The sequence below is a fragment of the Faecalibacillus faecis genome, assembly GCF_003024675.1.
In the GTDB taxonomy this organism is placed as follows: domain Bacteria; phylum Bacillota_I; class Bacilli_A; order Erysipelotrichales; family Coprobacillaceae; genus Faecalibacillus; species Faecalibacillus faecis.
Map to the genome: position 1 here is coordinate 1 of NZ_PYLP01000031.1, position 13,965 is coordinate 13,965.

Consider the following 13,965-nt stretch of genomic DNA (forward strand, 5'->3'; position numbering starts at 1 on the left):
TCTGTTTGTTTGATACCTTTATCATTGGATTCATAGCCAAGATGATTATTCATTTCACCTTGAAGCATTGATTCAAATAAAGGCCCAAATAGATCTTTGAGAGCATCGTTCATATCTTCAACAGAGTTTGGATTATAGGCATCAATGATTGCCTGCGCGAGTGCAACTTTTTTAGGGTCACGTTTATTTCTAGTCATGTTCATATCCTCATTTCCTCCTAATTATAACATAGACAAAATAAAAACTGTGTTCATCAGGTCGCGCGCCCCTGACTTACACAGTTTATTTTACACTCTCTTTAATTAATAGTTTTTAGTTAATTTTCTTTCACAATATCTTGATTTACTGTCTTGGTTTTACGTTTATTGGACTTTGACCTAATACACAATCTCATCCACCATTTAGCCTTGTATCAAGTTTCTGTTTGCAAGCTCAAAAGAACCACCATGCCACTTTGTCATTACTGATAACGACTTCTGGTTCGGTAAATACCTGTGATTAGTTTATTTCCAACTAAATTAGTACCATACCTGGCACACCTAATAAAATGAACCAATCATTTTGAATGGTTCATTTTATATTATTATTTTTATAATTCATTGACTATATTATAGGTTTCTGCTAGCATCTAAAATTCTTCTAGGTGAAAAACATCTCCTACAACTCTTACATCATATTTTTTAGATAATTCTTCAGCAAGTTCATTTCTTGCTTTGTATCCAGCAGCAATAATTACATAATCACATGGAATAGTTGTATTTGATAAAACAACTTCATGATTTTTAATTTGTTTTACTGTTTCATTTGTTTTAATATCTACATGATATTCTGCAAGCTTAGCAAACATATGTCCAATAAACGTAGCGCCAATACCATCAGCAATATTATCTTTCATTTCTACTAATGTAACATGAGCTCCTTGATTTCCTAAATACTTACAAGTTTCAGTTCCTACTAATCCTCCACCAATAACAACAATATTTCCTTTTAATTTTTTTTGATTTTCTAATATATCTTCTGCTTGTAAAACAAATTCTTGATCAATTCCTTGAATTGGTGGAACAATTTGTTTTGATCCAGTTGCTAGAATAATTGTATCAGCATCAAATTCATCATCAGCTTTTACTTCTTTGTTGATTACTTCAATATTATATTTTTTCATTTGAGACACTAAGTAACGATCAAACATCATAAATGTATCTTTTTCAGGTGGTGTAGATAATGCTTTAAATTTTCCACCTAATTCATCTTTTTCATAAACAGTAACTTTCATGCCTCTTTTAGCTGCTGTAATTGCCGCTTCCATTCCAGCAGGATCAGCACCAATAATTGCTACTTTTTTACCAGATTTTCCTTTTAACTTACAAGTTAATTCTTCTCCAGCTACAGGATTGACCATACAATGAGCAGGCATTCCTCCAAGTACACGATCAATACATCCTTGGTTACATGCAATACAATAACAAATATTATCATAATCATGCACTTTAATTTTATCTATTAATAATGGATCAGCAATTAAACCTCTACCAATAGCTACAATATCTGCTTCATCATTTTCAACAACGTTTTCAATTAAATGTGCATCATTTAATCTTGCTGCAACAATAACAGGAATATCAATTTCTGCTTTTAATTCTTTAGCAAAAGGTATAATAAATCCTTGAGGAATAAACATTGGTTGAATTGCATATTCAACAGCATCGTAACATCCTGCAGATAAAGAAATAGAAGCTACACCCATTTCTTTAGCTAAATGACAAACCTTTTTAACTTCTTCAAATTTCATACCATCTTCGACATATTCATCAACACTTACACGAATTTGTACAGGGACTTCTCCATTAACTTCATCAATGACAGTTTTTAAAACATCCATCGGATATTTAATTCTATTTTCAAAACTTCCACCATATTCATCTGTTCTATGATTTGTATGAGTAGACATAAATGAATGTAATAAATATCCATGAGCAAAATGAACTTCTACAATATCATATCCTGCTTCAATAGACCATCTTGCAGCTTGTCTAAATTGTTCTTTAATACGGTCCATTTGTTCATGAGTGATTTCTTTAGGATGATTTTGTAAAATTCCACAAGGAATTGCTGAAGGAGCTAATGGATCTAACCCAGTAATCGCTTCACTTGCTTGTCTACCTGCATGATATAGTTGAGCAGCCACTAAAGAACCTTTGCTATGAACCGCATCTACTAATCTTTTATGACCAGCTACTTGTTTTTCATCAAATAATGATAATTGAGTTGGTAAACCTCTTCCTTCTGGTGATACTCCAATAGAACCTGGCATAATCATCGCAATATTATGTTGTGCTCTTTCTTCAAAGAAAGCGATGATACGATCAGTTACTTCACCTGTTCCTACTTCGGCCATTCCATTTTCTATAGGAGCCATGATAACTCTATTTTTGAGTTCTACATTTCCAATTTTAATTGGTTCAAATAATTTAATTCCTTTTCCCTCCTTATATTCGTTAACGAATATAAAATTAAAAAAATATAAATTCGCTAACGAATTTATATTTAAAATAACACTTTCACATAACACATACAATACTATTTTAATAAATTTTGTGAATATTCATTAATAAACGTATTAAAATCAGGATTCTTTTCTTGATGAATTTCATCAACTAGTTCCTTCATTAAAGATAAAACACGAACAACATCCTCTTCCTCTTTATCCTTAAATAACCCCATATATTCAATACATTCCTTCGTATTTGTACTTTCATCAATCTTTTTATAGCCTTCTTCAGTTAAATAAATACGAATCAAACGACTTCCTTCATCTTTTCTTTTTTCAACAAGTCCCTTTTTTTCTAAACGACTGATTAAAGCAGAAGTTGTACTCTTATTCCAAATAGCAATATTTCCTAATTCTTCTAAAGTCAAACCATCTTGTACATGTAATAACCATAAAGCATGTTGTTGAGCATAAGAAATTCCACATAACTTAGCTTCCTTATCCCAATCTTTTTCCAATTGCATATACATAGCACGTGCAAGATTTAAAAATATATTAAAATAATAATCATTCTTTTGTCTATTTAACATCTCTATCACCTTGTAATTATATTATCATATAAATAAAATCCTGCCTATAGACAGGATAACAAAAAAGATTTTATAAGTTTTACAATTTTATAAGATCACTTATCATAAAGTAATTTTGCAATTTTCTCTTAAACATCTCCACTTTTATTATATCTTTATCTGCTTAAAGTATCTCCTCATATAATTTCATTTTATGCTTAAAAGATTCTTTTCCTCCCTCCATATAATTAACAATATGCCTTTTTATTTTTTTTGTTCCTGGGTACCCTTCAGCTTCAATCCAACCATGATTTCCATCAGATTTCATAACACAAACATGCTCTGATAATGTATTTGTAACCAATGCTGCATTATGTGTTGCAATAATTATTTGTCTTTTAGATTTCACACTTCTGATTTGCTTTACTAAATTTTTATAAATATATTGACTATCTAAATTGTCTTCTGGCTGATCTATAATTAACGGTCTATAATCATTTGAATACTCACTATAGGCTAATATAAAATCTAACATTGCAACAACTTTTTGACCTAAGCTTAAATGTTTAACATCTTTAAAAGTTTCTTTTAAACTTGCAGAACTATTTTTTGAATTAATATTAAATTCTAAAGATAATTCTTCATTTTCATTTAAGAAATCTATTAAATATTCTTTTATTAAATTCAAATTAATATTTTTAAATTCATTATATACACTATTTAAAATTCTTATTTCAGCAGAATTATCTACTTCCTTAAAATCTAGATTCTTATTTGCTTTTAAATCTTTTGCATATTCTTTTAAAGAATACTTTTTAATATCAATATTTCTATTATAGAGCATATTAAATAATTCACATAGTCCTTCTTTATCGAAAATAGATAATAAATAATTAATAATATCTTTCCTGGTTATCCTATAGCCATTAAACATTTTATTTTTACTTCGGTCTCCAAATATCCATCTATATAAATCAGGTTCATTATAATTATTTGTCTGCTTATAAGTTATTCTTAATAAACCTTCTTGTTCTTTATTAAATGGATCAATTATTTCACTAATTTCATTTTTTCTTTTTTCTTTATAATTGTTCAATTTTACTAAGATGTTTTCTAAATCGCTATAATTTATTTTTCTTATCATATGTTTTTGATTTTTTATTATTTGATTATCAAACATTGTAGAAAATATAAATTGTTGGATTTTATTATCACTTGCGGTATTAACTAAATCATTCACCGCATAAGAAACATTAAACATCTTGTGAAGAACATCTTTTTTATTATTACAAATTTTAAATTTAGGAATACCGTTTTCTAACTTTACTTCATATATCTTTAAATTATTTTTATATGCAAATTCATCTATGCTTTGATTATATCTATATACATATCCATACTTATCATTTGGATTCATGTCAAAATATTGATAAATATGCTTTGAGGAAGATTTTTGAGGCATATTCATAGATAATAAGTATTCTTTACCGTTTAAATAATACAAAATACAAATAGCTCCGTGACTACAAATGAATTCTAGTTTTTTATCATTTTCACAATGTTGATTAAATACATATTCAATTAATTGTAGAACTGTTGATTTTCCTGTTCCCCTTCCTCCAATCAAACAATTTAGTGAAGGAGAAAATTTCATTACAAAATCTTCTTCGTTTGATTTTAAAAAAGCTAAAGAACTATCTGAAATATTTTTTATATAAATACCTTCTATATAGTTTTTTTGTTGCACATCATTCTCATGTAAAAAAACAGAAATATCAAAATCTATCATTGCTTCCTTAAATAAATCAATTCCTAGTTTTTCTCCATTAATCCATAAAAATTTTGAATCTAATTCCTCAATAAAGTGACCATCATTATCAAGAATAATCTGAAAATTACTACTTTTCAGATTGCTTCTTAACATTTTTTCCATTTTGTCTTTATGAATTTCATCTGAAACACCTATATAAGTTAAAAAACCCGATTCAAATAATTTATTCTTATATCCGTTAGCCATATATGATTTTTTAAAGATATTTGCTGAATTTGCATGTGCAATATATGCGAACTCTTTAAAATCTATATTAAATTTTTTTAAAACACTTAAACTCGTTTCATATGTGCCATACTTTTTATCAATAATAATATTATCTAAATAATTTTGAATAACATTTTTATTTTTTTTATCAAATATTCCAACTACATGTATTTTGTCTGCACAAGAAATTTCAATACCATAAATAACATGAGGATAGACACAAGAATTGTTATACATTTCTTTATATATATCAATCGCAATTTCAAGTTTTCTACACCCATCGATAGTATTATGATCTGCAACTACTACCTGCTCGACATTATTGATAATAATTTTAGCCGCTAAAATAACATAGGATACTAATTCTTTTTCATTACTAAAATATTTTCTATATTTGTGAAATACTTTTCCAAAGTCAAGTACATCCTCGGTAATATTTTTATCACAAATTAAATTTACTAATATTTTTTTCAAATCATCTGTTGTACTATTTTTAAAATCCTTAACTTTCCATTTAGATAGCATTCTATAATCATGTGATATAGGTGTATGTATATGTACTAATGTTTTTCGTAAACGACCAAATTGTTCTTTTTCTAAACTTATTTTATAATATGCATCATATTCTATTACTGGTTTATATGTCATAATTCTTATTTTCTTCCTTATCTTTCAATTTTTTTATTTTATTATTGATTTTTTCTTAACAAAATCCATTTGTTACTACTTTGATTATTATTTTAAATAATTACCCTTGTACGGTTTACTCATCATTTCAGATACCATTTTAAGTACTTCATTTCGATTAATATCAACATTTCTATCGATATTTGACAAATAAACATCTATATTATTTCCATTTATTTTTTTAGCCCGCTTGCTTAGTCCCATACATGCAATAAATATTCCTTCATTAGAACAATCATAAATATCTTTTTTATTTTTTTCATTGTATTGCATATCAAAAGCATTCAAAAATTTTGAAAATGACGCATTTCCTAAAAAGGTATTTACTTTGTGAAAATATATATAAAGATAATATTCTTTTACTTTATCTCTACGTGCAACCTTATCTTCTTTGAACATTTTCTCAATCCCATTAAAAAAAATCTTACAATAAATCAATTCAAACAGCTTTCTTCTTATTTTACAATTATATCCCCTTTTAATACCGATTGATCTCATTAACTGCATTGGTATTGTTGAATAGCCCCTTTTTTCATCGATAGCATTTTTAAAAAAGTTTCTACCTGATTCAAATATAATATGTATTTTCCCACCGTCCGTACTAAGTATTCTTTCCTTCAAAACATTTGATATATAATCATAAGATAAAAATGTATAACCCTTTCTTTCAAAGTATTTTCTATCTTCTACTGAAATTAAAATTTGACATGCTGCATCTAATTTTTTATTAAATTTTACTCTATTGATAGGATATTCAGAAAATATTCTATACATATCTGTGAATGAATTAATAACAAATTTTTGTTGTAAAGTAACTGTTACTCCCCAAATAAATATAAGAATTGATATAAATTTGAATATATAGACTATATTAGAAAGCTCAAACAGTACTAATGAAATAACAATGAAAAGGAAAGCATATTGTGCAAAAGACAAATATAAGCAATCTATTATTTTATAAATAGGATTTAAAAGTATTTTGTACTTTTGACTATCTTTCGAAAATATTTCAAAAAAACAAAATAATGAGATAAATAAAAAAAGTAGACTAGTAAAAAAATCAATCTTATTTAAAACAACCATTGAATAAACTGCAATATATATAATACAAATTTTTTGATATTCTTTTAAATCTGAATAATTATAAATTGCTATAACCGAAAAAAAGAACAATAACACTAAATTTTCATTAAAAAAGCTTTCCATAATCTCTCCTTCTAATCAAAGAAAAAAACATTTTTCCATTAATATAATCATTATATTTTGTTTTTATAATATAATCTATTATTATTGCTGAAGTGTCCTTATACGTGACTCAATGTCCATTAAAAGTATATCAATTTCATAATATAGATTTTAATTAATAAACAGAATTTTTATATAAATTGTTTAATTTAAATCAATCATAAAGTACCTTTCAGAAACTTCCATATTTTTTATATCAACATATCTATAATCATGCATCAATTTAATATAATGATTTTCTTTTGTCTTGTACCCTACTGATATATATTTATTATTATCTGTTTCAAATAATAAATATCCATCTGCTTTATTACAATCTGCAATGTATTTACTTGCTTCAATTTTCACAAATGAATATTGTGATCTTGCAATACCTTTTCCTAAAAAATTATTATTAAAATCATTAACAAAGAAAAATACTGCTATAACAAATATTGCAACAAACAGTATATAATTACTAAAACTTTTCCTATAATCAATAAATTTAACTTTTATCTTATTTGAAGCCTTAGTATCCTCTTCTATATTATCTTTAAAAATACATAATGAAATTGCAATCCAAGCTATCGGAACAACTGCCCCTACATAAATAAAAATTGTATAGTAAACACTCTCAAAAAATAAAATTGATAAAATTACATTTAGCAATTCGATTATTAAAAATATTTTTGTAATCTTATTTTTTATAAGAGTTTTACTTTTTAATAGTTCATATATTTTAAAAAGAAGATAGACACCTATATTTAGCATCAATTTGAAAACAAATACAATAATTTTGAATATATCATTGGTGATATTTAAATTTGCTTGCCTAGAAATAGCATATATCATAATTAACACTAAAAAATCAGCAAAACTAATACATTCAATAATACATATTTTTTTACTTTCTTCCAATTCTTTTCTTGGTTTACATTTAATCATAAGTATCCAATATAAAATCATTCCACCATAAAAGACTATACTGAAAAATACAGCAGATATTTGTGGTTTGATAATAATATTATTAAAACCTAGAGCTTTTGAGTATGATTTTTTTAACCAACTATAAAACGGAAAAATATTAATTAAAAATGGAAGTATTGCAAAAAAACCATAAGAATTTAATTTTTCTAAAATATTTCTTTGATCTTTTCTCAAATTTTTCTTATTATGTTTACTCATATCTTTTTCTCCTTATACTAATAAGTATAAGATATTAAAAAATATTTTAATTTTCTAGCATTCATTAGACACCTATATTTTGTGGTTTAAATAAAAAAATAAATATATATTTTCTAAATATTATGGTATTATAAATAAATTGATTAAACAAAAAAATACCGTCTTACTTTTAATTATTTAAAATACTAATACATTTTTTCATAAAATTGTTTAGTATCAATTATACCCTGTTCAAATTGCTCATATAGATCATCTAAATTCGTTGCAATTTGCTTATATTCAATTTCACCAGTAAATCCATATTTTTCTCCTAAAGATATTAACTTTTTATTGTACTTTTTTAATAGTATTTTTAGCCACTTTTCTTTATTTTTAAGAAATTGGATTCTCAAGTACAACATATACGGTTCACTTAAATATTTATTGCTATTTTTTCTCCCATTCCATCCTAGTTTATGTCCAATCTTTAATAAACTAAAATCGATCTTATTGATAGTTTCTTCTGTTAAATTATTATTATCAAATTCTAATAACGGATCTATTTTATTAAGCTTTTTAAATATCCTTTTAAAATAGTATCTACCATATCCAAAATCTTTTAATTTGAAACATATAACGTCATTTTTGTTTATTTTTTTTATGCTCATTTTAAAAAAACAATACTCATAATTTCCTATGTTCAAATTAAAAACACTTCCAAACGGTTTAAAAAATAATTTAACCAATTTATTCTCCTTATCAAATATTTTTATTACTTCAATATTTGCATTACCATACAACAATAAATCAGAAATATTATCTGCTAACAATTTATCTAAATTATCACTTAAAAACATATAGTCATCTTGTTCTAATAATTGAATTAATTTTTGATTTTTAGAATCAATTTTATAAAAACTATTCCCATTTTCTTTTAAATTTAAATCAATCGAAAAAGCTCTACAAAAATCTTCATAAAACATCATAGTATACATGCCCATATTTTTATAAGAATCATCATTTATATAGTTTTGGTTAGAACGTATTTTTACTGCTTTTCTTTTCATATTCTTTCTCCCACCTATCACGAGCATGATACTTCTTATCTACAGATAAAAATCTATTTAAAACAGCTACAGCATAAATTTCATACGCTTTATACTTCAAAAAATCGCTATTTTCTTTATTATTTAAGACTAATTTTAAAAGTATACTATCTCCATCATATTCATAGCGGAAATGACTTTCTTTCCATGATATTTTTCCTTTTTCTTCAAACATAATGTTCATTCTTCTAATCCATTGATTGTGTAAAATATCATGACTGCGTATAAAAGGAAAACTATCAGATACAGTTTGTAAAATTTGACACATATTGCCAATATAATTTCCTTTAACAATTTTGTTATTTGTACAACTTAATACTAAATCTTTCCATCGACTATCGTTTGATAGTTCTCCCCATAAATAGGCATATCCAGAGATCATTCCAAATTCAACGATTGGATTAGTACGCAATGAAATTGTTTGTATATTTTGTGAACTATTTGTAATAGGATACAATTCTTGTTTACAATATTCATAATAAAGTAGCATTATATCGAATAGATTTTCATAGTTTTCTTTAAAAACCTCAAACTCTTCTGTTTCAATTGTTTCGATTAATAATTCACAAAGATACATATAACAAGCTCCTAAAACATCTGGATACTCATTATAAGAATTCCAATTTTCCTTTACAAAATGAATTGTACTCCTACACCATTTTGGAAATATTTTATTATATGTAGATTTAAATTTATTATATATATCCATTTGGGGCATCTCTTGCCAAACAGTATTTTTATCATTATAAAAAATTAAGAGCCCTTCTAATCTTTTTTTCAAACTATTTTCTGCATAATAAAGTTTTGAAAGTATTTCATTATATTTTGCAATTGCAATGACCGCTCCAGCATTATCATTTTGCTCAAATAAACTGTCAACAAAACCAGTAATATACTCATTTACAATAACATCTATTTTTTTATAAATATTAATTAAATCATCGTAACAATGTTTTGCAAGTGCTTGATTTATATACCACTCTGGTGTAATTCGTTTACCTTCTATTTTTATTTCTGTTGCTATATTATCATAAAATTTCCTAATATCTAAATGTCTATAATATTGATTTAATGGTTTCCCATTGCTTTTTTCAAATGATTTTATATCATGTAAGAAATTTTCTTCATTTTCAACATATTTTCTTACTTCTACTAAGAAATTCAAATAATTAACGATCACGTATTCTGCAAAAGCCATTTTTATTTCAACAGGATATACCTTTGGAACAAAATCATTTTGAATACTTTTTTGAATTTTATATAAATAATCAACATAGAAATCAAAATCGCCCACTTCTATTGCATTTGTTGAAATATTTTTGACAAATCCTATCCATTTTAAAACGTTCAAATAATCATTATTTGATACTAAATAACTAAAGGACTTATCTATTATTCCCATTAAAATTTCTTCAATCCATAAATGATTCCTTATAGTTTCATGAGGTACCATAGTACCAGTATTTAATGCTAATATAATTTCATTGTCTGATGATTTATACCATCTTTTATAAAAAACTTTATCATCATACCAATAAGAATCATCTGGTATTCTCTTTTTTACTTTCCAATAATCATTAAGAAAGTAAAAAACATGTTGCATGAAGTTTATAATATTATTAGATAGATTATCACTTGTTTTATTCAAATTAAACTCATTAATTTCCATTAAAACTTCTAGTTTCTTTTTTGCTGAATTTCTATAATAATATTGAAAATTTTTATCATTAAAAAAATATTTATCTTTTTTAAGATGATCTAGTATTTTATACAATTCACCAAATACACTATTTGTAATATAATATGTGTCAGAAAACTGATAAGTTCTACGACTCATAAATCCAAATGACACTATTATTTCTAATCCTTTGAAAATTGTTATAAGTAAAATTAAAAAACCAATTTTTACTTGAATAACCAACAAAAACAAAATAATGATAGAAAATAAAATATAATCTGTAATCATTTTTATACATTTATTAGTTAAAATATCATTTTCATATACCCGTGAGATATTTTGTGTAGCATTAGCATATTTTTCTGAATACATTGACATAATATTTGAACAATAAAGTCCTAAAAATACGCCTGCAGCCCCTACAATTACTGATAAAATTTCTGAAAAAATACTTATATTACTCATGATAATTTTATTTATATTATTAAACCATAATTGTAAATAATGAAAATTATAAGGTAAAATTAAGAATACTTTTTTTGACACAAACAATCGATCAAGTATTATCAAAAATAAAATGAATATAATATTTTTAATCAATGAGTTCCTTACTATTTTTATAATACTTTTCTTAAATGTTAAATTTTCTTGTATTCTTTCAAATCTAATTCTATTTTCATAAGTTAATTTTTTTAAATTAAACTTTAAATTACTTATTAATTTTCTTCCTTTCCCATTAATCCTTTTCACCTAAAAATCCCCTTTTTATATTATCCTAGTTGTTTCTCTATTGGTAATTTAACATTCATAACACTCCAAACGATCTCTTCCTTTTTTCTAATTTCTTCTTTCTCTTTAGAAATTAAATTTTTATATTCGATTATTCTTCCAGTTATATCCATAAATATTTTTTCAGTTCCATTTGAATTTTTATTTTCTAAAATAATAATATGTCTCTTATCACCATGATAAATAAACACCCTACAATCACCATATTTTTTAATTTGAAATCTATTTTTAAATTGAAAAATAAATTTATGAACAAAAATGCTATCTAAAAATTTTATAACAGAACTTTCATATATTTGAAGAGGCTTTAGTTCTGTATACTTAGATACTAATTCTTTTAATTTATCGTTGATACAATTCGACATCTTCCATTTATCAATTATATGTTCTAAAAAGTTAATATCCAACAATTCTGCTTCTCCAAGTAATCTCTTAGATGTTCTATAATTAGTTATTACATTATCTAAATAATCGATAAATCCCATCAATTGCGTCATATTTAATACAAGAAAATACATACTTTTAATTTTTGAATTAACTATTTTAGCTAATTCTTCATAATTATGATTTTTTATTAAATCATCAACTGTGGGTTGTTGATTAAAAAATACAATTGATTTTAATTCTCTCATGTTACCAAAATAATTTCTATCTATTATAATTGAGACCTTTATATCTGTAATATATTTATATAACTCATTCAAATTACTAATATTATTCTTGATATAATCATTTGGTGAAATTATGTATTCATATAGCAATAAAAGTATTTCTAAAAATGACATGAATTTTAAATTTAAATCATCCAGACTACAATTCTTAAATTCTTTTTTTCCTTTAAATTCTTTTGTATTCAAAATAGCCTCTAATACACAGTTTTCAATATATTCCTCAAATCCTAAATTGTTCAATTTTAAATTTCCATAAAAAATTTCTAGCATCATATTGTAATTTGTATCTTCACTAATAACCGGTTTTATAACAACTTTTGAATCAAAGCTGTGAATCAAATCATACAATGAATACTGATTATATCCATTAATGGAAAGAAAACAATTATCTTTCTTTGTTATACGATCATAAGATTCCAATATTTGTTGTGTCAATAACTGATGGCTGAATATTTTTCTGTCTTTATGATGAATTATTATATGAATATACTTATCTAATTCATTGTACTCTTGTCCTTCTTCTTTTTTATTTAATTCTTTATTAAGTGAAACAATGGTTATTAAGCCATTGATAGAAGAAAATTCACTTAATAATTTAATAATATTTTCTTTGTGATACGTTCGATCCATATCATCAATTATCAAGATAATATTTTTTCTTTTAGAAGCTTCTAATAATCTTCTCACTTGATCATTAAATAAAATTCTTTCTTTTTCGAGATCAACAAAACTATTTCCCTTAATACTCTCCACTATTTCTTTCATAGATTTAGTACTATTATTAAGCATTGCAAGCGAGCCTAAAAAAGCAACATTTGAATCACCAAAATAATAATCTATTTCATATCTTTTAAATAAATTTCCAAAGAAGTTTTTTACATATTCAATAATATTTCCTGTTTCGTTGAATGTTAAAGCAGATATCTTTAAGAAAAAATATTTATTTTCTTTTTCTAATTCATAGATAAGTGTATCTGTGATACTTGTTTTACCACTACCCCAATCACCTATTAATCCTATATTAAAGCTATCTGTACTTTTTCTATCATTAATAAGCGCCACTAATTGATCATAGCTATCCCTTTGGCTATTTGTCAATTTTTCTCTTCCTATAACAGTTTGCTCTGTAAAACTTGACATTTTATTTTGATGATTAAAGTTGTATGTATATTGTTTATTAGCTTCATAATCTAATAAACAATATACAACTAAAAACTCAATCATAAATAAAATCATAAGTAACGTATTATAACGTAAGCGCCAAATAAAATAGTGGATAAAAATATAGAATTTTAAGAACTACAATATAGAATGTGGAGACTCCATAAACTATATTGTAGTTTTTATATTCTCCAAAAACTATATGGAAAGGAAGAGAGACTATATGACAGTACAGGAACTTACCGAAAATGAAAAATATAAATTTTGGTATTTTAAAATCAAAGAATGCAAGGAAAGTGGTTTATCTGTCAAAGATTTCTGTGACAAAAACAATATCAAGCCGTCGACTTATTATAATTATCAACAAAAAATCAGAAATATTTTATGTGA

At 24.8% G+C, this 13,965-nt stretch carries 9 protein-coding genes and 1 pseudogene; 1 reads left to right on the top strand and 9 read right to left on the bottom strand.

Translation table 11 applies throughout. The features are described from left to right. The 9 genes and pseudogenes from C7U55_RS12820 to C7U55_RS12860 all read right to left on the bottom strand — a co-directional run. Positions 1 to 197, bottom strand: a pseudogene (locus C7U55_RS12820) (hypothetical protein); the annotation flags it as partial. Positions 198 to 628: 431 nt separating this feature from the next. Beyond that, positions 629 to 2,569, bottom strand: a complete 1,941-nt coding sequence (locus tag C7U55_RS12825) for an NAD(P)/FAD-dependent oxidoreductase (protein WP_162297459.1) — start codon at positions 2,567 to 2,569, stop codon at positions 629 to 631. Positions 2,570 to 2,577: 8 nt separating this feature from the next. Then, complete coding sequence (locus C7U55_RS12830; RefSeq protein WP_106988887.1) at positions 2,578 to 3,078, bottom strand: MarR family winged helix-turn-helix transcriptional regulator; 501 nt, start codon at positions 3,076 to 3,078, stop codon at positions 2,578 to 2,580. Positions 3,079 to 3,241: 163 nt separating this feature from the next. Continuing rightward, a complete protein-coding gene (locus C7U55_RS12835; protein WP_106988888.1) occupies positions 3,242 to 5,743 on the bottom strand; it encodes a Spaf_1101 family AAA-like ATPase in 2,502 nt (833 codons plus the stop codon). 87 nt (positions 5,744 to 5,830) lie between these two features. Then, on the bottom strand, positions 5,831 to 6,988 hold the full coding sequence (locus C7U55_RS12840) for a hypothetical protein (protein ID WP_106988889.1): 1,158 nt from the start codon (positions 6,986 to 6,988) through the stop codon (positions 5,831 to 5,833). A 183-nt stretch (positions 6,989 to 7,171) separates the two neighbouring features. Beyond that, entirely contained in the window at positions 7,172 to 8,191 is a 1,020-nt protein-coding gene (locus C7U55_RS12845; RefSeq protein ID WP_106988890.1) for a hypothetical protein, read from the bottom strand. 185 nt (positions 8,192 to 8,376) lie between these two features. Then, positions 8,377 to 9,237 carry a hypothetical protein gene (locus tag C7U55_RS12850; RefSeq protein ID WP_106988891.1) on the bottom strand — a complete coding sequence of 287 codons (861 nt, stop codon included), beginning with the start codon at positions 9,235 to 9,237 and terminating at the stop codon, positions 8,377 to 8,379. After that, positions 9,206 to 11,419: a hypothetical protein gene (locus tag C7U55_RS12855; protein ID WP_162297460.1), complete on the bottom strand. Its 2,214-nt coding sequence runs from the start codon at positions 11,417 to 11,419 to the stop codon at positions 9,206 to 9,208. Before C7U55_RS12855 ends, C7U55_RS12850 begins: the two co-directional genes overlap by 32 nt. A gap of 305 nt (positions 11,420 to 11,724) precedes the next feature. Next, positions 11,725 to 13,638, bottom strand: a complete 1,914-nt coding sequence (locus C7U55_RS12860; protein WP_162297461.1) for a P-loop NTPase fold protein — start codon at positions 13,636 to 13,638, stop codon at positions 11,725 to 11,727. Positions 13,639 to 13,798: 160 nt separating this feature from the next. On the opposite strand from C7U55_RS12860, the gene tnpA reads away from it, so the two are divergent. Beyond that, positions 13,799 to 13,965: IS66 family insertion sequence element accessory protein TnpA (tnpA, locus tag C7U55_RS14300; protein WP_396130014.1), on the top strand; the 167-nt coding region annotated here is incomplete at its 3' end.